The organism is Rhodococcus pseudokoreensis (assembly GCF_017068395.1).
GTDB lineage: Bacteria > Actinomycetota > Actinomycetes > Mycobacteriales > Mycobacteriaceae > Rhodococcus_F > Rhodococcus_F pseudokoreensis.
The window spans coordinates 2954398-2973483 of sequence record NZ_CP070619.1 but is presented as its reverse complement, the minus strand read 5'-3'; the positions used below and the strand labels follow the sequence as shown (position 1 = coordinate 2973483).

General features: G+C 67.0%; 19 protein-coding genes. 12 read left to right on the top strand and 7 right to left on the bottom strand.

What is annotated here, in order from left to right; translation table 11 throughout:
• Nucleotides 1–41 precede the first annotated feature (41 nt).
• Nucleotides 42–1511, bottom strand: coding sequence for an aldehyde dehydrogenase (locus JWS13_RS18670; protein WP_206006939.1), 1470 nt, complete (start codon nt 1509–1511; stop codon nt 42–44).
• Between the two features lie 113 nt (nt 1512–1624).
• Between JWS13_RS18670 and JWS13_RS18665 the strand changes: the two genes are divergently transcribed.
• On the top strand, nt 1625–2521 hold the full coding sequence (locus tag JWS13_RS18665; protein WP_206006938.1) for an SDR family NAD(P)-dependent oxidoreductase: 897 nt from the start codon (nt 1625–1627) through the stop codon (nt 2519–2521).
• A 95-nt stretch (nt 2522–2616) separates the two neighbouring features.
• Here JWS13_RS18665 and JWS13_RS18660 read toward each other — a convergent pair whose 3' ends face one another.
• Entirely contained in the window at nt 2617–2772 is a 156-nt protein-coding gene (locus tag JWS13_RS18660; RefSeq protein ID WP_206011965.1) for a hypothetical protein, read from the bottom strand.
• 230 nt (nt 2773–3002) lie between these two features.
• Between JWS13_RS18660 and JWS13_RS18655 the strand changes: the two genes are divergently transcribed.
• Nucleotides 3003–4196, top strand: coding sequence for an NAD(P)-dependent malic enzyme (locus JWS13_RS18655; protein ID WP_206006937.1), 1194 nt, complete (start codon nt 3003–3005; stop codon nt 4194–4196).
• Nucleotides 4197–4588: 392 nt separating this feature from the next.
• The gene (locus JWS13_RS18650) at nt 4589–6829 is read left to right on the top strand and encodes an NADP-dependent isocitrate dehydrogenase (RefSeq protein WP_206006936.1); all 2241 of its coding nucleotides are present in this window, start codon (nt 4589–4591) and stop codon (nt 6827–6829) included.
• Nucleotides 6830–6950: 121 nt separating this feature from the next.
• Here the strand turns inward: JWS13_RS18650 and JWS13_RS18645 are convergent, their stop codons facing one another.
• From JWS13_RS18645 to JWS13_RS18635, 3 genes are all read right to left on the bottom strand, one after another.
• Nucleotides 6951–7532, bottom strand: coding sequence for a Clp protease N-terminal domain-containing protein (locus tag JWS13_RS18645; RefSeq protein ID WP_206006935.1), 582 nt, complete (start codon nt 7530–7532; stop codon nt 6951–6953).
• A 58-nt stretch (nt 7533–7590) separates the two neighbouring features.
• The gene (locus JWS13_RS18640; RefSeq protein WP_206006934.1) at nt 7591–8115 is read right to left on the bottom strand and encodes a hypothetical protein; all 525 of its coding nucleotides are present in this window, start codon (nt 8113–8115) and stop codon (nt 7591–7593) included.
• Nucleotides 8116–8228: 113 nt separating this feature from the next.
• Complete coding sequence (locus JWS13_RS18635; protein ID WP_206006933.1) at nt 8229–8831, bottom strand: TetR/AcrR family transcriptional regulator; 603 nt, start codon at nt 8829–8831, stop codon at nt 8229–8231.
• 84 nt (nt 8832–8915) lie between these two features.
• On the opposite strand from JWS13_RS18635, the gene JWS13_RS18630 reads away from it, so the two are divergent.
• The 9 genes from JWS13_RS18630 (at nt 8916) to JWS13_RS18590 (ending at nt 17752) form a co-directional block, all read left to right on the top strand.
• Nucleotides 8916–10133: a cytochrome P450 gene (locus JWS13_RS18630; protein WP_206006932.1), complete on the top strand. Its 1218-nt coding sequence runs from the start codon at nt 8916–8918 to the stop codon at nt 10131–10133.
• 63 nt (nt 10134–10196) lie between these two features.
• On the top strand, nt 10197–10757 hold the full coding sequence (locus tag JWS13_RS18625) for a TetR/AcrR family transcriptional regulator (protein ID WP_160095594.1): 561 nt from the start codon (nt 10197–10199) through the stop codon (nt 10755–10757).
• A 5-nt stretch (nt 10758–10762) separates the two neighbouring features.
• Entirely contained in the window at nt 10763–11989 is a 1227-nt protein-coding gene (locus tag JWS13_RS18620) for a cytochrome P450 (RefSeq protein ID WP_206006931.1), read from the top strand.
• The gene (locus tag JWS13_RS18615; protein ID WP_206006930.1) at nt 11982–12767 is read left to right on the top strand and encodes an SDR family oxidoreductase; all 786 of its coding nucleotides are present in this window, start codon (nt 11982–11984) and stop codon (nt 12765–12767) included. The genes JWS13_RS18620 and JWS13_RS18615 overlap by 8 nt, the downstream gene beginning before the upstream one ends.
• Nucleotides 12764–14116 (top strand): cytochrome P450, encoded by a 1353-nt coding sequence (locus tag JWS13_RS18610; protein ID WP_206006929.1) that lies wholly within the window; start codon nt 12764–12766, stop codon nt 14114–14116. Before JWS13_RS18615 ends, JWS13_RS18610 begins: the two co-directional genes overlap by 4 nt.
• Nucleotides 14116–14331, top strand: coding sequence for a ferredoxin (locus JWS13_RS18605; protein ID WP_206006928.1), 216 nt, complete (start codon nt 14116–14118; stop codon nt 14329–14331). Before JWS13_RS18610 ends, JWS13_RS18605 begins: the two co-directional genes overlap by 1 nt.
• A complete protein-coding gene (locus tag JWS13_RS18600; protein WP_206006927.1) occupies nt 14331–14879 on the top strand; it encodes a nuclear transport factor 2 family protein in 549 nt (182 codons plus the stop codon). The genes JWS13_RS18605 and JWS13_RS18600 overlap by 1 nt, the downstream gene beginning before the upstream one ends.
• Nucleotides 14873–16129, top strand: a complete 1257-nt coding sequence (locus JWS13_RS18595) for a hypothetical protein (protein ID WP_206006926.1) — start codon at nt 14873–14875, stop codon at nt 16127–16129. The genes JWS13_RS18600 and JWS13_RS18595 overlap by 7 nt, the downstream gene beginning before the upstream one ends.
• A gap of 12 nt (nt 16130–16141) precedes the next feature.
• A complete protein-coding gene (locus tag JWS13_RS18590; RefSeq protein WP_206006925.1) occupies nt 16142–17752 on the top strand; it encodes an acyl-CoA synthetase in 1611 nt (536 codons plus the stop codon).
• A gap of 43 nt (nt 17753–17795) precedes the next feature.
• Here JWS13_RS18590 and JWS13_RS18585 read toward each other — a convergent pair whose 3' ends face one another.
• Complete coding sequence (locus tag JWS13_RS18585; protein WP_124393257.1) at nt 17796–18461, bottom strand: GNAT family N-acetyltransferase; 666 nt, start codon at nt 18459–18461, stop codon at nt 17796–17798.
• 100 nt (nt 18462–18561) lie between these two features.
• Nucleotides 18562–19077 carry a nitroreductase family deazaflavin-dependent oxidoreductase gene (locus JWS13_RS18580; protein WP_275957303.1) on the bottom strand — a complete coding sequence of 172 codons (516 nt, stop codon included), beginning with the start codon at nt 19075–19077 and terminating at the stop codon, nt 18562–18564.
• Between the last annotated feature and the right edge of the window lie 9 nt (nt 19078–19086).

Here is a 19086-nt window from a genome sequence, read left to right as displayed (position 1 = left end):
TCGATTGACTCCCTGCATTATCGGGCCGGCTCGCCGGCGAATTATCGGGCCGGCTCCGCGACCAGCTTGGTTTCCAGGTATTCCTCGAAACCGGCCACACCCATCTCGCGGCCGATCCCGGACTGCTTGTATCCGCCGAACGGGGCGTCCGCGGAATACCAGACGCCGCCGTTGACGCTGAGCGTCCCGGTGCGCACCCCGTCGACCACGCGTTGCACCCGCGCGGGATCAGTGCCCCACACCGACCCGGACAGCCCGTACGGCGAGTCGTTGGCGATGCTGATCGCGTCCTCGTCGCCGTCGTGCGGAATGATCACGAGCACCGGTCCGAAGATCTCTTCCCGCGCCACCCTCGCGGAGTTGTCGAGGCCGCTGATCAGGGTGGGTTCGACGAAGAATCCGCGGTCCCGATCGGCCGGGCGGCCGCCACCGACCACGATCGTGCCGCCCTCCTCCCGGGCGAGTCGCAGGTACTCCTCGACCCGGGCGCGTTGCCGGGCGGAAATCAGCGGCCCGCAGATGGTGCCGGGCTTCGCAGGATCGCCCGCGCTCAGTCCGCCGAGTGTGCGGGCCGTGGCCTCGACGGCCTCGTCGTACTTCTCGCGGGGCACCAGCAGTCGGGTGGTGATGGCGCAACCCTGCCCCGCATGGGTGGACACGGTGAACGCGGCGACCCCGCACGCCCCCGCGAGGTCGGCGTCGTCGAGCACGATGAACGCGGATTTTCCGCCCAGTTCGAGGAAGACCTTCTTCAACGACTCGGACGCCGCCGCCATGACGGCCTTCCCCGTGGTGGTCGAACCGGTGAACGACACGAGATCGACGCGGGGGTCGGTGGACAGCTGTGCGCCGAGGGCATGGTCGCTCGACGTGACGATGTTGACGACGCCCGCCGGGAGATCGGTCTCCTCGGCGATGAGATGCCCGACGAGGGCGGCGCACCAGGGAGTGTCGGGGGCGGGTTTGAGCACCACCGTGTTGCCGGCCGCCAGCGCGGGGCCGATCTTGGCGAAGTTGATCTGGTGCGGGAAATTCCACGGTGTGATGGCCCCGACCACCCCGACGGCCTCCTTCAGGACGCGTCGGCGGGTCCGGATGCCCATCGGTTCGGCGACGCCCAGATCCTGTTCCCAGGCATAGCTTTCGGCGAGGTCCGCGAAATAGCCGAGGTCGGCGACCGGGCCCTCGAGTTGCGGTCCGGCGGTGAGGAAGGCGGGCGCGCCGACTTCCGCGATGGTGATGTCGCGCAGTTCCTCGATGTGGGACTGCAGTACGTCGCGCAGCTGTCGCAGGCAGCGGGCGCGGAAGGCGTGGTCGCGCGACCACGTGGTGTGGTCGAAGGCTCGCCGGGCCGCGGCGATCGCGGCGTCCATGTCGGAGTCGGTCGCGTCGGCGGCCCGTCCCAGCACGTCTTCGGTGGCCGGGTTGATCACCTCGAACGTGCCGCCGGAACCGGGAATCAGTTTGCCGTCGATCAGGAGAGCAGAGCTGTCGGTGGGGCGCAGAGTCATGGATTTTCGCTTCCGAGTCGGGTGAGTGTCACAGCGATCTCTGAAAACTGGACATGTGTCTGGACTATAGTTTGAACAACTGGATGCCGCAATGACGAGTTCCCGGAGGCGCGATGACGACAGGCGAGAAAAGACGACTGGACGGGCGAGGGGCCGTGGTCACCGGCTCGAGCAGGGGCATCGGGCGGGCCGTGGCGCACGCGCTCGCCGCGGAGGGTGCCGGTGTCGTCGTCAACGGCCGCGATCGGGACGCGGCGGAGAAGGTGGCCGACGAGATCGTGCTCCGCGGCGGCCGCGCGATCGCGGTCGCGGGTTCGGCCGCCGCCGACGGCGTCGCGGAGGCTTTGGTCGACGCCGCGGAATGCGCGTTCGGTGACGTGGACGTCCTGATCAACTGCGCGGGCGTCGCGGAGCCTGCCGGGTCGTCCATTCTCACCGTCACCTACGAGCAGTGGCGGGAACTGATCGACGCGCATCTGACGGCGACGTTCCGCACGTGCCGGGCCGTGGCGCCGCTGATGGCCGAACGGGGCAGGGGAGCGATCGTGAACACGGGATCGTTCGCATTCCTGGGCGACTACGGCGGAACCGGATATCCAGCGGGCAAGGGTGCCGTCAACAGCTTGACCCTCGCCATCGCCGCCGAACTGGCCGAATCCGGTGTGCGCGCCAACGTCGTGTGCCCCGGCGCGAAAACGCGGCTGTCCGAGGGGGCGGAATACGAACAGCACATCGACGAACTGCACCGACGGGGAATGCTCGACGACGCAACGCGTTACGGCTCACTGCATCCCGCGCCCGCCGACTACGCCGCCCAGCTGTACCTCTTCCTCGCCAGCGACCTCGCCGCAGGCATCACCGGCGGAATCTTCGCCGGATCGGGTTGCTTCGTCGGCAGATTCGACCGACCGACTCCGGCACTGCTGGCCTACCGCGACCACGCGACCGAGCCGCCGTGGTCACTCGACGAACTGGCAAAGCTGGTGGGTGAGGTATCACCTGACTTGTGAGGGTGCTCGATACACCAACGATGTCTATAACTACGTTGGAGGGGCTCAAAGTAAGTTAAGGCGCGCACCACCGAGCACCTGTAATCGACGGACAGTCACACTCCCACGGTCGCCGATGCGCGGACGGACACCTCTTCCGCGACGGTGGCTGCGGCGTCGATCGTCAACTCGTGCCTGCGCGCGGTGACCGTCGTGCCGTGGGCCCGGGGCAGCGCGCGCACGACCAGTTGCTCACGTCGAGAAGTACTCATCGAACCGCCTCGTAGAAGTCTGCGGCGGTGTTCCCACCTGTATTCAACACGCCTGCAAGCCATTCGACCGCATCTGCTCCGATGGGGCGTCACGTGGATCGGGGCCGTACTGACGCCACGGCGTCGAGCACCACGGAGGCGAGGGTTCCCTGTGCACCGCACTCCCACACTGATCGATCGTGACGACACGCTGACGTGGATCGTCGATACCGAAAGGGATTGGGTAGAGAATGACCATTGTGTCCGAACCCACCGCATCGCAGAAGGTCGAGCTGACCGACGAGGAGATTTTCGCCGGCCACGTCGGGGGAAAGCTGTCCGTGGAGTTGACGACTTCGCTGGACAACCAGCGCGACCTGTCCATCGCCTACACCCCCGGTGTCGCGCAGGTCTCCCGCGCCATCGCGGCCGACGAGACCCTGGCCGACCGCTACACCTGGACCAACCGCCTGGTGGTCGTCGTCTCCGACGGCTCCGCGGTCCTCGGCCTCGGGGATATCGGCCCCCGTGCGTCGCTTCCGGTGATGGAAGGCAAGTCGGCCCTGTTCAAGAACTTCGCCGGGTTGAACTCGATCCCGCTGGTCCTCGACACCAAGGACCCCGACGAGATCGTCGAAACCCTGATCCGGCTGCGCCCCAGCTTCGGTGCCGTCAACCTCGAGGACATCTCCGCACCCCGCTGTTTCGAGATCGAAAAGCGCGTCATCGAGGCCCTGGACTGCCCGGTCATGCACGACGACCAGCACGGCACCGCGATCGTCGTCCTCGCCGCGTTGAAGGGTGCGGTGAAGGTCCAGGACCGGGACATTCGTGGGTTGCGGGTCGTCATCTCCGGTGCCGGCGCCGCCGGCGTCGCGTGCGCGAACATCCTGCTCGCCGCCGGGATCGCGGACGTGACGGTGCTGGACTCGAAGGGCATCGTGTCTGCGGATCGTCGGGATTTGAACGCGGTAAAGGTGGACCTGGCCGGACGCACCAACCCGGCCGGTCGCCGCGGCGGCGTCGTCGAAGCCCTCGACGGTGCGGACGTGTTCCTCGGCGTGTCCGCGGGCACCGTCCCGGAGGAGCTCATCGCGACCATGGCGGCGAACGCCATCGTGTTCGCACTGTCGAACCCGGACCCGGAAATCCACCCCGACATTGCCCGCAAGCACGCGGCGATCGTCGCCACCGGACGCTCGGACTTCCCGAACCAGATCAACAATGTGCTCGCCTTCCCCGGTGTGTTCAAGGGCGCCCTGGACGCCGGCGCCCGCCGCATCACCGAAGGCATGAAGCTCGCCGCCGCCGAGGCAATCCTCTCGGTCGTCGGTGACGAGCTGGCTGTGGACAGGATCGTTCCCAGCCCGCTCGATCCTCGCGTCGCCCCCGCTGTCGCGGAGGCAGTCGCCGCCGCAGCTCGCGCAGAAGGCGTCACCGACTAGCGAGACCCCCTATCCGAGCATCCCGACCCCGGAACCCACCACCCATGGTTCCGGGGTCGGGGTGTCCGCGAGGAGTACTCGATAAAGGTTGTAATACCGAGGGATGCAAGAATTTCAGTCCCGATCGATACGCTGCCGGTGGTCGTGAAGGTAGTAAACCTACGGCGGTGTGCGGCCGATGGTCCCCGCGATCTTCCCCCGGTCGTCTTCCGGGACTTCTGTCCCGGGCCCGAACTGGACCCCGGAAGTTAGTGCGGTTTGTTACTCGCGGGTAGCGGTGCTCGGACAAGTCGCCGGCGATGCCGCAACGTAACCTGATACTCGTCGCGATCCGATAACTGCACGCTGAACCTGTGAATTTAACCGAACTGACGCGGGAGAACAACAAACAAATGAGCGCCCATAAGCCGCCGACCATCATCTATACGTTGACCGACGAGGCGCCGCTGCTCGCGACGTACGCCTTCCTGCCGATCGTGCGGACCTTCGCCGGTGCCGCGGGCATCGAGATCGATTCCAGCGACATTTCCGTGGCGTCGCGAATCCTGGCAGAGTTCCCGGAGAACCTCACCGAAGAGCAGCGCGTCCCCGACAACCTCGCCGAGCTGGGTCGCCTGACGCAGCTGCCCGAGACGAACATCATCAAGCTGCCCAACATCAGCGCGTCCGTGCCGCAACTCCTGGCCGCCATCAAGGAACTGCAGGGCAAGGGCTACAAGATTCCCGACTTCCCGGACGACCCCAAGTCCGACGAGGAGCGCGACATCCGTCAGCGCTACGGCAAGATCCTCGGCAGCGCCGTCAACCCGGTCCTGCGTGAGGGCAACTCCGACCGTCGCGCACCCCGGGCTGTCAAGCAGTACGCCCGCAAGCACCCGCACAGCATGGACGAGTGGTCGATGGCTTCGCGCAGCCACGTGGCGCACATGCGGCACGGCGACTTCTACCACTCCGAGAAGTCGATGACGCTGGACCGGGCGCGCAAGGTCCGGATGGAGCTGGTCACGAAGGCCGGCGAGACGGTCGTCCTCAAGCCCGAGGTGGACCTGGGTGAGGGCGACATCATGGACAGCATGTTCATGAGCAAGAAGGCGTTGCTCGACTTCTACGAGGAGCAGATGGAGGACGCGCGCAAGACGGGCGTCATGTTCTCGCTCCACGTCAAGGCGACGATGATGAAGGTTTCGCACCCCATCGTCTTCGGTCACGCGGTGAAGACCTTCTACAAGGATGCCTTCGCCAAGCATCAGGCACTGTTCGACGAACTGGGTGTCAACGTCAACAACGGTCTCGGTGATCTCTACGACAAGATCGAGACGCTGCCCAGCACGCAGCGCGAGGAGATCATCCAGGACCTGCACGACTGCCACGAGCACCGCCCCGAGTTGGCCATGGTCGACTCCGCCCGCGGCATCTCGAACTTCCACTCGCCCAGCGACGTGATCGTGGACGCCTCGATGCCCGCGATGATCCGCTCCGGCGGCAAGATGTACGGCGCGGACGGACGGCCCAAGGACGCCAAGGCCGTGATGCCGGAGTCCACGTTCGCGCGCATCTACCAGGAGATCATCAACTTCTGTAAGACCAACGGCGCATTCGACCCGACGACGATGGGCACCGTCCCCAACGTCGGGCTCATGGCGCAGAAGGCCGAGGAGTACGGCTCGCACGACAAGACCTTCGAGATTCCGGAGGAGGGCGACGCCAACTTCGTGGACGTCGAGACCGGTGAGGTGCTGCTCACCCAGCACGTCGAGGCAGGCGACATCTGGCGCATGTGCACCGTCAAGGACGCGCCGATCCGCGACTGGGTCAAGCTCGCGGTCACCCGGGCACGCAACTCCGGCATGCCGGTCCTGTTCTGGCTCGACCCGTACCGCCCGCACGAGAACGAGCTGATCAAGAAGGTCAACCTGTACCTGCAGGATCACGACACCGAGGGCCTCGACATCCAGATCATGTCCCAGGTGCGCTCGATGCGGTACACCCTGGAACGCCTGATCCGCGGTCTGGACACCATCGCTGCGACCGGCAACATCCTGCGCGACTACCTCACCGACCTGTTCCCGATCCTGGAACTCGGGACGAGCGCCAAGATGCTGTCGATCGTCCCGCTGATGGCCGGCGGCGGCATGTACGAGACGGGTGCCGGCGGCTCGGCGCCCAAGCACGTCAAGCAGCTGGTGGAGGAGAACCACCTGCGCTGGGATTCGCTCGGTGAGTTCCTGGCGTTGGCCGTCAGCCTCGAGGAACTCGGCACCAAGACCGACAACGAGCGCGCGAAGATCCTGGCCAAGACGCTCGATGCGGCCACCGGCAAGCTGCTCGACGAGAACAAGAACCCGTCGCGCAAGACCGGCGAACTCGATAACCGGGGCAGCCAGTTCTACCTCGCGAAGTACTGGGCGCAGGAACTTGCCGCGCAGAGCGAGGACAAGGAGCTGGCGGAGCGCTTCGCCGCCCTCACCCAGGCGCTGGACGAGAACGAAGACACCATCGTGCGCGAACTCATCGAGGTGCAGGGAAGCGCGGTCGACATCGGCGGCTACTACAAGCTGGACGGCGAGAAGACCGCCGCCGTGATGCGTCCGAGCGCGACGTTGAACAGCACGCTCGAGGCCGTGCGAGACTGAGCCTGAATCACGACACCCCCGGGTCTGACCCGGGGGTGTCGTGGTTTTCGGAGTTGTTTCCGAACAAGGTAATTCAGCGATGATGCTGTCTAGATCGTGGCGGCGGGACGATGGCCGGCGCCTATTCGGGTTGTTCGAGGGCGTCGACGATGCGGTCGTGAAGCCAGGTGTCGAGGCGTTGTCCCGCGGCGCGGGCGGCGAGATCGGCGCGGGTGTGTTCGTCGTCGCTGAGTCGGATGGGGATCACGTGAGTCGGGCCGGTGGTCGGATGCTGTTCGAGCTCGCGGCGGAGGTGTTCGCGCATCTCGGTGATGCCGATCGGGGCGATCTCGGTGAGGATCCGTGCCCCGGTGGAGGCGGGGTCGTCCAGGAGGGCGAGCAAGATGTGGGCGGTGCCGATTTCCTCGTGCCCGAACAGTGCCGTCTGGCGCAGGCTGGATTCGATGACCTTCTTGGTCTTCGGGGTGAACGGGATGTGCCCGGTGGGGTCGAAGCCTGCGTCTGGGCGGGTGTCGGTGAGCTTGCTCTCGATGGCGTGCGTGGTGACTTCCCAGGACGTGAGCGCGTCGCCGCCGGGTCCGCCGGCCTCGAGAATCCCGACGAGGAGATGCTCGGTGCCGACGGCGGGTTGGTGGTGTGCGCGGGCGGTCTCGGCGGCGACGATGACGACCCTGCGTGCGTGGTCGGAGAACCTTTCGAACATCCGCACCCTTCCTTGCCTGCGCCGCGGACGATCAGCCGTGTTTCGGTGACGAATGCGGTCAGCTGCCGAAGATCTTGCCCAGATCACCCGCATCTGGGATGGCGGCGGGTGGCGCGGGGGCGACACTCGGCACGGTGACGACCGAGGATGCTTGCTCCACGGTGTAGGCGGGCATCGGGAACTGGACCAGGAACTGCTCGATGCCGGGGTAGTCGGACACCCACAGAGCCGGGTCGTCGCCCTCGCGCCCGCAGGAGGCGAGTGCGACGTAGGAGCCGTCGGGGACGTCGAGCACCGACTGTGTGGTCGTCCCGGGTGGGATCTCGTCTTGCTGGTAGAGCGATTGCCCGGGGCCGACGACTTCGGCGATCGGTGGGAGCACGCCGTCGGGGGCGAGGGCGAGCGAGGTCGTGCAGCCGATGGTGGCACCGGTGTTGTTGGTGATCGTGTTGGTGACGGTCGATCCGTCGACACCGAAGGCGTAGGTGACGTCGGTGGCCTCGGCGGCCGATGCCGGCGCGGCGGTGATGGCCAGGGGGATGGTCGCTGCGGCGAGGAGGGTGGTGCGGGCGATCGTGCGCATCCTGGAGTCCTGTTCGTCGGGGCGTGAGTCGTCCTCTGTGAATGGTGCAGCAAAAAGCGACCGATCGGAATGGTTTCGGTGAATTGCCGTCGGGTCGTCGCAGGCCGCTGCTGTCAGGACCGTGTGGGCGTGTGCTCCGGCCACCCGACGCTGGCGAGTGCGCCGCGCAGTACGGATTCGTAGATCGAGTCGAGGTCCAGTTCGTTGCCGAGGAAGTCGGTGTTCACCAGCATCACGAAGCCGTGCATGGCGGCGAAGACGCTGACGGCGGCGTCGCGGGTGTCCTCGGGCGGCAGTCCGCACGACGCCAGCATCGTGCGGAGTGCCGTGTTGGCGTCGAGTGCGGCGGAGATGAAGGCGTCCCGGTCGACTGGGCTGGTGGTGAGTGTCTGGTACCGGTGCGGATGCGCGGTCGCCCAGGCGCGGTGCGCGTCGACGAGCGCACGGAGACCGTCGGGACCGGTTCGGCCCATGGCGATTTCGCGCAGATGCGCGCCGAGTTCCGTCATGGTGCGCACCTGGACGGCGCCGCGGATGTCGTCGAGGTTGCGGACGTGGTTGTACAGCGAGGCGGTGACGACGTTCAGCCGGGCTGAGAGGCTCGTCATCGACAGTTGTTCCCAGCCGTGCTCGTCGATGATCTCGATTGCGGCATCGACGACCTTGTCGCGGGTGAGGGTGCGACGTCGGATCGGTGCGTTCTGTCCTTTCGCCATGGCCTCAGCATACGGTCTTCCATTCTAAATGAAAGTGTGTAGTTTAAGACGCATCCCATTCGTTTATCGATCGAGGAGCAGTGAATGACCGCATCTCGGATTGATCTGAAGTCCCCCGACGTCTACGCAGAGGGGGTGCCCTACGCGTTCTTCGACCACCTGCGGTCGAGTGAACCCGTCTACTGGCAACCCGAGGAGAACGGCACCGGATTCTGGGCGGTGACCAGGCACGCCGACGTCGTCGCCGTGTCCCGCGACAGCGCGACGTTCTCGTCGGCGGTGGGCACCACCCAGATCGACGACTTCGACGAGCAGACCCGCGCGAAGCAGGCCGCCATGCTCGTCAACCTCGACCCACCCGACCACACCCGGTTGCGGCAACTGGTCAGTCGCGGATTCACCCCGCGCACGGTCAAGGTGCTCGAGGGGCACATCCGCGACATCTGTACCCGGATCGTCGACCGACTCCTCGAGGCGCGTGACGTCGACTTCGTCCCCGAGGCGGCGGCGCCGCTACCGCTGGAGGTCATCGCGGCACTGCTGGGTGCGCCGCCCGGGGACGTCGACAGGCTGTACGACTGGTCCAACCGGATGATCGGCTTCGACGACCCCGAGTACGGCACTACCCAGGCCGACGGCGAGATGGCCGCCGCCGAGATCTTCCTGTACGCGAACGAGCTTGCCGCGCAACGCCGCATCGAGCCGCGGGGCGACATCGTCACCAAACTCGTGCAGCCGGACGAGAACGGCGACACGCTGACCGAGATGGAATTCAACATGTTCTTCGTCCTGCTCGTGGTGGCGGGAAACGAGACGACGCGCAACGCGACCGCCGGTGGGATGCAGGCGTTCATCGATCATCCCGATCAGTGGCGGCGACTGCAGTCCGAGCCCGACCTGGCCGCGACCGCGGTGGAGGAGATCCTGCGGTGGGTGACCCCGGTGATGGATTTCCGGCGCACCGCCACCCGGGACGCGTACATCGGCGACCAGTTGGTCCGGGCCGGCGACAAGGTGGTGATCTACTACCCGAGTGCGAACCGGGACGAGGCGGTGTTCGACGACCCGTACCGGTTCGACATCGGCCGGAGTCCCAACCCGCAGATCGCGTTCGGTGGCAGCGGGGTGCACTTCTGCCTCGGCGCGCACCTGGCGCGCCTCGAACTGAGGATCCTGTTCGAGACCCTCGCCGCGCGAATCGACCGCGTGGAATCCACCGGTCCGGTGTCCCGGCTGCGGTCGAATTTCATCAGCGGCATCAAGACGATGCCCGTGCGGATTCACCCGCGCAGTCCGGTGTGAGACCCCGATTTTCGTTGCCAGCCGCCGGTAACTGTAGTAGCGTCCAGACACGTGTCCAGTAGTATGAATTTCGAGTCCACCCGCCGCCGTCTCACCGAGAAGCAGGCCGACACCGTCGACCGCCTCACCAGGGCGGCCGTCGAAGTGTTGCGTGAAGAGGGATTCGCCGGGCTCACCGTCCGTTCGGTGGCCGGGATCGCCGGTGTCGCGCCCGCCACGGCGTACACGTACTTCTCCTCGAAGGAGCACCTCGTCGCCGAGGTCTTCTGGCGGCGTCTCGCCGGCTCACCGCAGCCGGTGGACGACGGACTCGATCGCACTGGACGCGTCGTCGCCGTGCTCCGCCACATCGCCCTGCTGGTGGCGGACGAACCCGAACTCGCCGGAGCCGTCACCAACGCGCTACTCGGCCGCGACCCCGACGTGGAGCACCTCCGCGCCCGCATCGGGCTGGAGATCCGTGATCGCCTCGCCACCGCACTGGGCGAAGGCCATGATCCCGACGTCCTCGAGGCGCTCGAGCTGCTGTACGCCGGCGGCCTGGTCCGCGCGGGCATGGGATACGGGTCCTACGCCCAGTTCGCCGATCGACTCGAAACTTCCGCCAAGCTGATTCTGGAGTAGATGCCATGACCGCAGCCTCGATGCCCGGGGTGTCACACAATCCGGTGACGTTCAATCCGTACGACTATGGCTTCCACGAAGATCCGTACGTCACGTATCGAAGACTGCGGGAAGAAGCGCCGGCCTACTACAACGAGGAACTCGACTTCTGGGCGTTGTCCCGGCACGAGGACGTCGTCGCGGCCTTTCGCGACAACCAGCGCCTGTCGAGCGCGAACGGGGTGTCGCTCGACCCGGCGGCCTACGGTCCGCACGCCCACAAGACGATGTCCTTTCTCGCGCTGGACGATCCGCGGCACATGCGGATGCGTCAGTTGGTGTCCCGCGGGTTCACCCCGAGGCGGGTGAACGAACTCGAGGGGCGGATCCTGGACCTCACCCGGCAGTACCTCGACCCGGCGCTCGAGGCGGGCGAGTTCGACTGGATCGCCGAATTCGCGGGCAAACTGCCGATGGACGTGATCTCGGAACTGATGGGGGTGCCGGAGTCCGACCGCGGCGAACTCCGCCGGCTCGCCGACCTGGTGGTGCACCGCGAGGAGGGCGTCCTCGACGTGCCGCACGCCGCGATGGAGGCGTCGCTCTACCTCGTTGGCTACTACGCCGACATGCTGGCGGAGCGGCGCAGGAAGCCGACCGAGGATCTGACGTCCGCTCTGCTCGAGGCGGAGATCGACGGCGACCGGCTCACCGACGACGAGATCATCGCCTTCATGTTCCTGATGGTGGTGGCGGGCAACGAGACCACCACCAAGCTGCTCGGCAACGCGCTGTACTGGGGGTTCCGCTATCCGGACGAGGTCAGGCACGTGTTCGAGGACGCGAGCCGGGTGCCGGACTGGGTGGAGGAGACCCTCCGCTTCGACACGTCCAGCCAGATGGTCGCGCGGACGGCGGCCGTCGACCTCGACTTCCACGACCGGACGATTCCCGCCGGCGACAAGGTGCTGATCCTCATCGGCTCCGCGAACCGCGACTCGGCGGTATTCGAGGACGCCGACGAATACCGGATCGGCAGGGACACGTCCAACAAGCTCGCGAGCTTCGGCGGCGGCACCCACTTCTGCCTCGGCGCCCACATGGCGCGGCTCGAAGCGCGGATCGCCCTCACCGAACTCGTCTCCCGCATAGACGATTACGACGTCGACGAGGCGAACAGCGTGCGGGTTCACTCGACCAACGTCCGCGGTTTCGCCACCCTTCCCCTGAAAGTGCAGGTCCGCGATGCCTAGGTTCGAACCCAATCCGCAGCGCCGGCCGTCGATCGTCGCCGGGGCGTCGTCGGGAATCGGCACGGCGACGGCCTACGCGCTCGCCGAGGCCGGCCACCCCGTCGCGCTCGGCGCCCGCCGGGTCGCGGAGTGCGAGGAGATCGCGGAGAAGATCCGCAGCAACGGGGGAGAGGCGTTCGCGCACTTCCTCGACGTCACCGACACCGCGTCGGTCGACGACTTCGTCACCGCGGCGGAGAACGCCTTCGGCCCCACCGAGATCGCGCTGTCGGGGGCCGGCGACCTGGAGTTCTCCGTCGCACACGAGATGGACCCGGACCAGTTCCTGGACCAGGTCAACGTCCACCTCGTCGGGGCGCAGCGTCTCGCGCACCGCATCGTGCCCGGCATGATCGACCGCCGGCGCGGAGACTTCGTCCTCATCGGATCCGACTGCGCGGACACGCCCCGGCCCCGGATGGGCGCCTACAACGCCGGTAAGGCCGGTGTCGAAATGATGGGCAGGCAGATGCGGATGGAACTGGAGGGCACCGGTGTCCGGGCATCGGTCGTGCGCCCGGGGCCCACCCAGACGTCGATGGGAATGAACACCACCGAGGAGGTCATCGGACCCGTCCTCGAAGACTGGGCGAAATGGGGATTCGCCCGGCACTCGTACTTCCTGCGCGCCTCCGCGATCGCCGACGCCGTCGTCGCCGCCGTCGGTGCGCCCCGCGGCGCACACCTGGTGCTGATCGAGGTGCAGCCCGAGGCGCCCCTGCGAAAGGATGGAGAATGAATCTGGCTACCCCGCAGCGTGTGTCCGGCGGTGAGCACGAGCACGGACATCTCGACGAGCTGCGCACCGACCCGATCGCGCTGATGCGCCGCGTCCGGGAGGAGTGCGGAAACGTCGGCGTCTTCCAGCTCGCGGACAAGAAGGTGGTGTTGCTGTCCGGCGCCGAGGCCAACGAATTCTTCTTCCGCTCCACCGACGAGGATCTCGACCAGCAGGCCGCCTACCCGTTCATGAAGCCGATCTTCGGTGAGGGAGTCGTGTTCGACGCCAGCCCCGAGCGCCGCAAGGAGATGCTGCACAACCAGGCGTTGCGCGGTGAGCAGATGAAGGGGCACGCCGCGACGATCGCCCACGAGGTTGACCGGATGGTCGCGCAGTGGGGCGACGAGGGGGAGATCGATCTCCTCGAATTCTTCGCCGAGCTGACCATCTACACGTCCTCGGCCTGCCTGATCGGCAAGAAGTTCCGGGAGCAACTCGACGGCCGGTTCGCGCATCTCTACCACGAACTAGAGCAGGGCACCGATCCCATCGCCTACGTCGACGCGTACGCCGACATCGAGAGCTTCCGCCGGCGGGACGAGGCGCGGGTGCAGTTGGTGGCCCTCGTCCAGGACATCATGACGGGACGCATCCAGAATCCTCCGCAGGGCAAGGAGGATCGGGACATGCTCGACGTGCTCGTCTCGATCAAGGACGAGAACGGCGACGAGCGCTTCAGCGCCGACGAGATCACCGGCATGTTCATCTCGATGATGTTCGCCGGGCATCACACCACGTCCGGCACCGCGGCCTGGACGCTGATCGAACTGCTGCGGCACCCGGACTACGCCAAGCAGGTGGTCGCGGAACTCGACGATCTCTATTCGGACGGCTCCGACATCAGCTTCGGGGCGCTCAGGCAGATCCCGAAACTCGAAGCGGTGCTGAAGGAGACGCTGCGGCTGCATCCTCCGCTGATCATCCTGCTGCGCGTCGCGCGGGGCGAGTTCGAGGTCGGCGGCTACCGGATCGCCGAGAACGACCTCGTGGCGGCGACCCCGGCGATCTCCAACCGGATCGCGGAGGACTTCCCGAACCCGGACACGTTCGACCCGGAACGGTACATCGACCCCAACCAGGAAGACATCGTCAACCGCTGGACGTGGATCCCGTTCGGCGCGGGCAGGCACCGCTGCGTCGGAGCGGCGTTCGCACTGATGCAGCTGAAGGCGATCTTCTCGATCCTCCTGCAGGACTGGGAGTTCGAGATGGCACAACCGTCCGAGACGTACCGCAACGATCACAGCAAGATGGTGGTTCAGCTGCAGCAGCCCTGCACGGTGAGGTACCGGAAGCGAAGCACGTGATGAAAGTCGAAGCCGATCTCGACCTGTGCCAGGGCCACGCCGTGTGCGAAATGGAGGCACCCGGCGTCTTCGTCGTCCCCAAGCACGGCAAGGTCGAAATTCTCGACGACGACCCACCGGAGAACCTGCGCGCGGAGGTCGAGAGCGCCGTGCGTTTCTGTCCGACCCAGGCCCTGCGGATCCTCGCGCACACCGACTCAGAAGGAGATTCCTGATGGCCCCTTTCGACCGCGCCGAACTCGACGAGATGGTGCAGCGCTGGGTGGACGAGAACAAGCGGTGCGAGTCGGTCGGCGACTGGAAGCCGCTGGCCGAGATGTACACCGAGGACGCCACGTACGGGTGGAACTACGGGCCCAAGGACGACTTCATGGCCGTCGGCCGGGCCGAGATCCGCGACCTGGCGCTCGGGCAGGAAATGGACGGCCTCGAAGGCTGGGAATATCCGTACCAGCAGTTCGTCGTCGACGACCGCAGCGGCGACGTCATCGGATTCTGGAAGCAGGTGTCCGAACGCACCCGGGACGACGGCAGCCACTACCAGGTCACCGGGATCGGCGGCAGCTGGTTCCGGTACGGCGGCAACTTCCAATGGTCCTGGCAGCGTGACTTCTTCGACTTCGGCAACGTCTCGAGCCTGTTCCTCGAGATGATCACGAACAACGCGATGTCCGACGGCATGAACGCGCGGATCCAGCGCGCGACGTCCGGTCGGCTGCCGGGGTGGTATCCGGTCGGGAAGGCCCCGGTCTCGCTGTGGTGAGCACGGTGAAGGTGCCGGCGTCGTTCGCGGATCTGTCCCGCGAGGATCTGGCGATCCTCGTGCCGGAACTGCTGCTGTGCGGTCACCTCATCGACCGTTCCGGGATGCCGCACCTGATCGGGGCGTTCGGCCGCGAGGGCATGACGCAGGTCGCGATCGAGGAGTGGATGGCGTCGAGCCCGATCTACGCGCGGCGAATGCAGCGCGCGCTGGGGTTCGAAGGCGACGGCGTCGTGACGATCTTCAAGGGTCTGCAACTCGACATCGGTGCGCCGCCCCAGTTCATGGACTTCCGGTACCGCGTCACCAATCACGACCACGGCGAGTTCTGGCTGGAGCACTGCGGGGCGCTGATGGACGTCGAACCGATGGGCGACGAGTACGTCACGGCCATGTGCCACGACATCGAGGACCCGACGTTCGACGCCACCGCCCTGGCCACCAACCCGCGCGCGCAGGTGCGTCCCGTGCACCGTCCGCCGCGACGGCCCGCGGACCGGACACCGCACTGCCTCTGGACGGTCACCATCGACGACGCGCACGAGCCGCCGCCGGTCCCGGAAGGGCTGGTGACGGTGCGGAAGTCGCGGGCGGCGACGGTCGGGCTGTCGCCGATCGACACCGGCGGTCCGGGACAGCACGACTACGCGGGCGCGCTCCTCGCCGACCTGCGGTTCCCGGACTTCTCCCATTCGGCGCTGACCCGGATCGCGGAGGAGGTGTGCGTGCAGCAGCATCTGCTGACCCTCGGGTTCCTGCTCGCGGTGCGGGCACGTACCGATGCCGGTGCCGCGCTCGACATCGCCCGCAAGCAACTCACCGGCATCGCCGGCCTCACGGCGGAGCGGATCCGGAACGCGCTGGGTCTGCCCGCGGATCTGGAGGGGCTGGCCGTCGTCCTCGCCGTGCATCCGGCGCTGAATCCCCGTCAGTACGTGGACGTCACGATCTCCCTCGGCGACCGACTGCTGCTGACCCTCGGCCGGGAGTGCGGCGCGTCGGAGGACGGGGCGTGGCCGTCCATGATCGACGGCGATCACCTCGCGCCGTTGACCGCCCTGGTGCGCGGGGTGTCGCCGAAGTTCGCCGTGCAGGTGGTGGAGGAGACGGACACGGCGCTGACGGTGGAGGTCGTGACCGGTGAACCGCCGGCGAAGGAGGCGCCCGAGGTCGCGCTCACCCGGTTCAGCACCGGGGCCGACTTCGCCTTCACCGATCGAGGAATTCCCCTCCCACTCACAGTCGTCTGAGAGGACACTCCCGTGGCCTACAACCTGGCAGACCTGTTCGAGCACTCCGTCGACGTGATGCCGGAGCGGGTGGCGCTGATCTGCGGCGCTCGCCGCGTCACGTACCGGGAACTGGAGGACCGGGCCAACCGGCTGGCCCACCACTTCCTGGACGCGGGACTGACCGCCGGTTCGCACATCGGCGTGCACCTGCACAACTCCATCGAGACCATGGAGACGCTGCTGGCGGCGTACAAGATTCGCGCGGTGCCGGTGAACATCAACTACCGGTACACCAGCGACGAACTCGCCTACGTGTACGGCAACGCGGAACTCGACGCCGTGGTCCACCATCGGGTCTACGCGCCACGCATCGCGGAGGTCCTGCCCTCGCTGCCGAGGATCCGGCACACCGTCGTCGTCGAGGACGATCTCGGCGGCGCCGGTCTGCCCAGCGACTCCGTCCCGTACGAGGAGGCGCTGTCCGGCAGCGGCGACCGCGACTTCGGCGAACGCAGTTCCGAAGACCTGTTCATGATGTACACCGGCGGCACCACCGGACGTCCGAAGGGGGTGGTGTGGACCCACGAGGCCATCTGGCGCGTCCTCGGCGGTGGTCTCGACTTCTACACCGGTGAGGCGATCGACGACGAGTACCAGCAGTCGCGGGTCGGGGCGCAGGGGGAGCCGACGCTGTGGTTCGCGTTGCCGCCGCTGATCCACGCCGCCGCGATGATGCCGACGTTCACCGCGCTGTTCAGCGGAAACACGGTGCTGCTGGAATCGAAATTCGACGCCGACCGGACGTGGGAACTCGTCGAGCGGCACCGGGTGCAGATCCTCATCATCACCGGCGACGCGATGGGCCGGCCGCTGATCGAGGCCCTCGACCCGGCCCGGACCGACACGTCGAGCCTCGGTGTCGTCGCGTCGGGCGCCGCGCTGTTCTCCCCGGTGGTCAAGGACGCGTTCCTCGAGGCGTTCCCGGGGCTGCTGGTGTCCGATTCGATCGGTGCGTCCGAGACCGGTTTCGGGGGAATCGGTTTCGCGGCCAAGGGGGAGACCCAGGTGGGCGGTCCCCGGGTGCCGGCGGGGCGGTACGCGCTGGTGATCGACGACGCGGGCCGTCCCGTCGAACCCGGCTCCGGGATCGACGGCTGGTTCGCCAAGGGTGGGTACGTTCCGCTGGGGTACTACAACGACCCGGAGAAGACGCGGGAGATTTTCCGGGAGGTCGACGGACAACCGGTGGTCGTCACCGGCGATCGCGCGCGGATCGAGGCCGACGGGTCGATCACCCTGCTCGGTCGCGGCAACATGGTGATCAACACCGGCGGCGAGAAGGTGTTCGCCGAGGAGGTCGAGAGCGCGGTGAAGGCGTACCGCGACGTCTACGACGCCATCGTGGTCGGCGTCCCCGACGAACGGTGGGGGCACCGGGTCTCCGCGGTCGTGCAGGCGCGCGACGGCCGGGGCGTCGACTTCGCCGGCCTCGAGGACCACGTGCGGCAGAGTCTGGCCGGTTACAAGATTCCGCGGCTGGTGTGGGTGGAGGACACCGTCCAGCGCACACCGAGCGGCAAACCCGACTACCGCTGGGCCCAGGGCGTCACCAAACAGCGCGACCCCGACCACCGCACGTGAGTGGCGAAGTGTGCTCCCGCACGCTTCGCCACTCACCTGGGGGTCAGGCGGGAGCGCGGACGACCAGGACGGTTCCCGGGAACTCGGCGGCGAGTTCCTGACGGCTGTGCTTCACGGCCGCGGTGCCGTAACCCTTCTTCCGGGCGTCGGGGGAGATCCAGATCGCGACGTCGACCTCGCGTCCCGACAACTCGCCGAACACCATGCCGACGGCCGTGTTCTCCGCGGTGTCCTCACACACGAACCACGCGGCGGACTCGTCGTCGACCCGGCTCAGGCCCTCCGCGCGCTCCTTCTCGACCCGCTCCTCGGACCATTGCGTGCCCGCGTCGTCGACCTGCTCGACGCACCGGCGCCGGAACAGGGCGGCGTCCTCGTCGGTTTCGGTGAACGGGCGGAGGCGGAAGTTCCGGCCGGTGCTCGCCGGCCGGTCCGTCGCGGTCCACTCCAGCGTGGCGTCGAGGTCCTTCAGTTCCGTCTGGATGCGGCGCCGTTCGACCTTCGTGAGGCGGCGGAACGTCAGGTTGAGGACGGCTTCCGCGTACGCCTCGGTCGTCTCGAGGAGCCCGGCGACGGTGGTGAGGGCCTCGGCGTGGTCCTCACTGTCGACGATGGCGTCGAGAACCTCGTGCCGCTGCTCGAGTGCGCGCAGCAGGACCGCGGTGAGCTCTCGACGGTCGTGTATCCGATCTTGAACCTGTGTACTCATCTGCAATTCCTCGCCCTCGGCCGTCCTACAAGTCCGTACGCGTCAATACTGCAAGATGTCCTGCGACATGGCACGCGTTACCCGACGGTACATACAACTGCTAGCGGGGAGTGCAGACGACGACGGGGATCGTGCGGTCCGTCCACGCCTGGTAGTTGTCGAAGTCCGCGTACATGTCAACGAGCCGAGGCCACAGTCGCGCGCGTTCATCGGGGTCTGCCACCTGGGCGGTCATCGGCCGGACCCGCGACTTCACCTGAACGGTCACCTGCGGGTTCGCGCGCAGGTTGAGGTACCACATCGGGTGCTTCGGGAGGCCGCCCTGCGACGCGACGAGGATGATGCGGTCGCCGTCCGCCAGGAACAGCAGCGGGCTGATCCGGGGTTCGCCGCTCTTGCGGCCGGTGGTGGTGAGCAGGCAGACGGGCAACCCGCGGGGGAACGCGCTGCCCACCCGCCACTTGCTGCCCAGTCGCCCGCCCGTCCGCCGGTACAGCACGACGTTGACCTTCGACATCCACTTGATGAAGGATGCCGTCCACTTCGAGTCGAGGCCCGGCGGGCGAGCGGAGCGAGGGGAATTTGGCTCAGGTCGGGCGGGGACGGGCGCATTCATCGGGTGGCC

Excerpts from the sequence above, each read along its gene's own strand:
- JWS13_RS18670 (WP_206006939.1), bottom strand. The coding sequence starts at position 1,511 with ATGACTCTGCGCCCCACCGACAGCTCTGCTCTCCTGATCGACGGCAAA.
- JWS13_RS18665 (WP_206006938.1), top strand. The coding sequence starts at position 1,625 with ATGACGACAGGCGAGAAAAGACGACTGGACGGGCGAGGGGCCGTGGTC.
- JWS13_RS18660 (WP_206011965.1), bottom strand. The coding sequence starts at position 2,772 with ATGAGTACTTCTCGACGTGAGCAACTGGTCGTGCGCGCGCTGCCCCGG.
- JWS13_RS18655 (WP_206006937.1), top strand. The coding sequence starts at position 3,003 with ATGACCATTGTGTCCGAACCCACCGCATCGCAGAAGGTCGAGCTGACC.
- JWS13_RS18650 (WP_206006936.1), top strand. The coding sequence starts at position 4,589 with ATGAGCGCCCATAAGCCGCCGACCATCATCTATACGTTGACCGACGAG.
- JWS13_RS18645 (WP_206006935.1), bottom strand. The coding sequence starts at position 7,532 with ATGTTCGAAAGGTTCTCCGACCACGCACGCAGGGTCGTCATCGTCGCC.
- JWS13_RS18640 (WP_206006934.1), bottom strand. The coding sequence starts at position 8,115 with ATGCGCACGATCGCCCGCACCACCCTCCTCGCCGCAGCGACCATCCCC.
- JWS13_RS18635 (WP_206006933.1), bottom strand. The coding sequence starts at position 8,831 with ATGGCGAAAGGACAGAACGCACCGATCCGACGTCGCACCCTCACCCGC.
- JWS13_RS18630 (WP_206006932.1), top strand. The coding sequence starts at position 8,916 with ATGACCGCATCTCGGATTGATCTGAAGTCCCCCGACGTCTACGCAGAG.
- JWS13_RS18625 (WP_160095594.1), top strand. The coding sequence starts at position 10,197 with ATGAATTTCGAGTCCACCCGCCGCCGTCTCACCGAGAAGCAGGCCGAC.
- JWS13_RS18620 (WP_206006931.1), top strand. The coding sequence starts at position 10,763 with ATGACCGCAGCCTCGATGCCCGGGGTGTCACACAATCCGGTGACGTTC.
- JWS13_RS18615 (WP_206006930.1), top strand. The coding sequence starts at position 11,982 with ATGCCTAGGTTCGAACCCAATCCGCAGCGCCGGCCGTCGATCGTCGCC.
- JWS13_RS18610 (WP_206006929.1), top strand. The coding sequence starts at position 12,764 with ATGAATCTGGCTACCCCGCAGCGTGTGTCCGGCGGTGAGCACGAGCAC.
- JWS13_RS18605 (WP_206006928.1), top strand. The coding sequence starts at position 14,116 with ATGAAAGTCGAAGCCGATCTCGACCTGTGCCAGGGCCACGCCGTGTGC.
- JWS13_RS18600 (WP_206006927.1), top strand. The coding sequence starts at position 14,331 with ATGGCCCCTTTCGACCGCGCCGAACTCGACGAGATGGTGCAGCGCTGG.
- JWS13_RS18585 (WP_124393257.1), bottom strand. The coding sequence starts at position 18,461 with ATGAGTACACAGGTTCAAGATCGGATACACGACCGTCGAGAGCTCACC.
- JWS13_RS18580 (WP_275957303.1), bottom strand. The coding sequence starts at position 19,077 with ATGAATGCGCCCGTCCCCGCCCGACCTGAGCCAAATTCCCCTCGCTCC.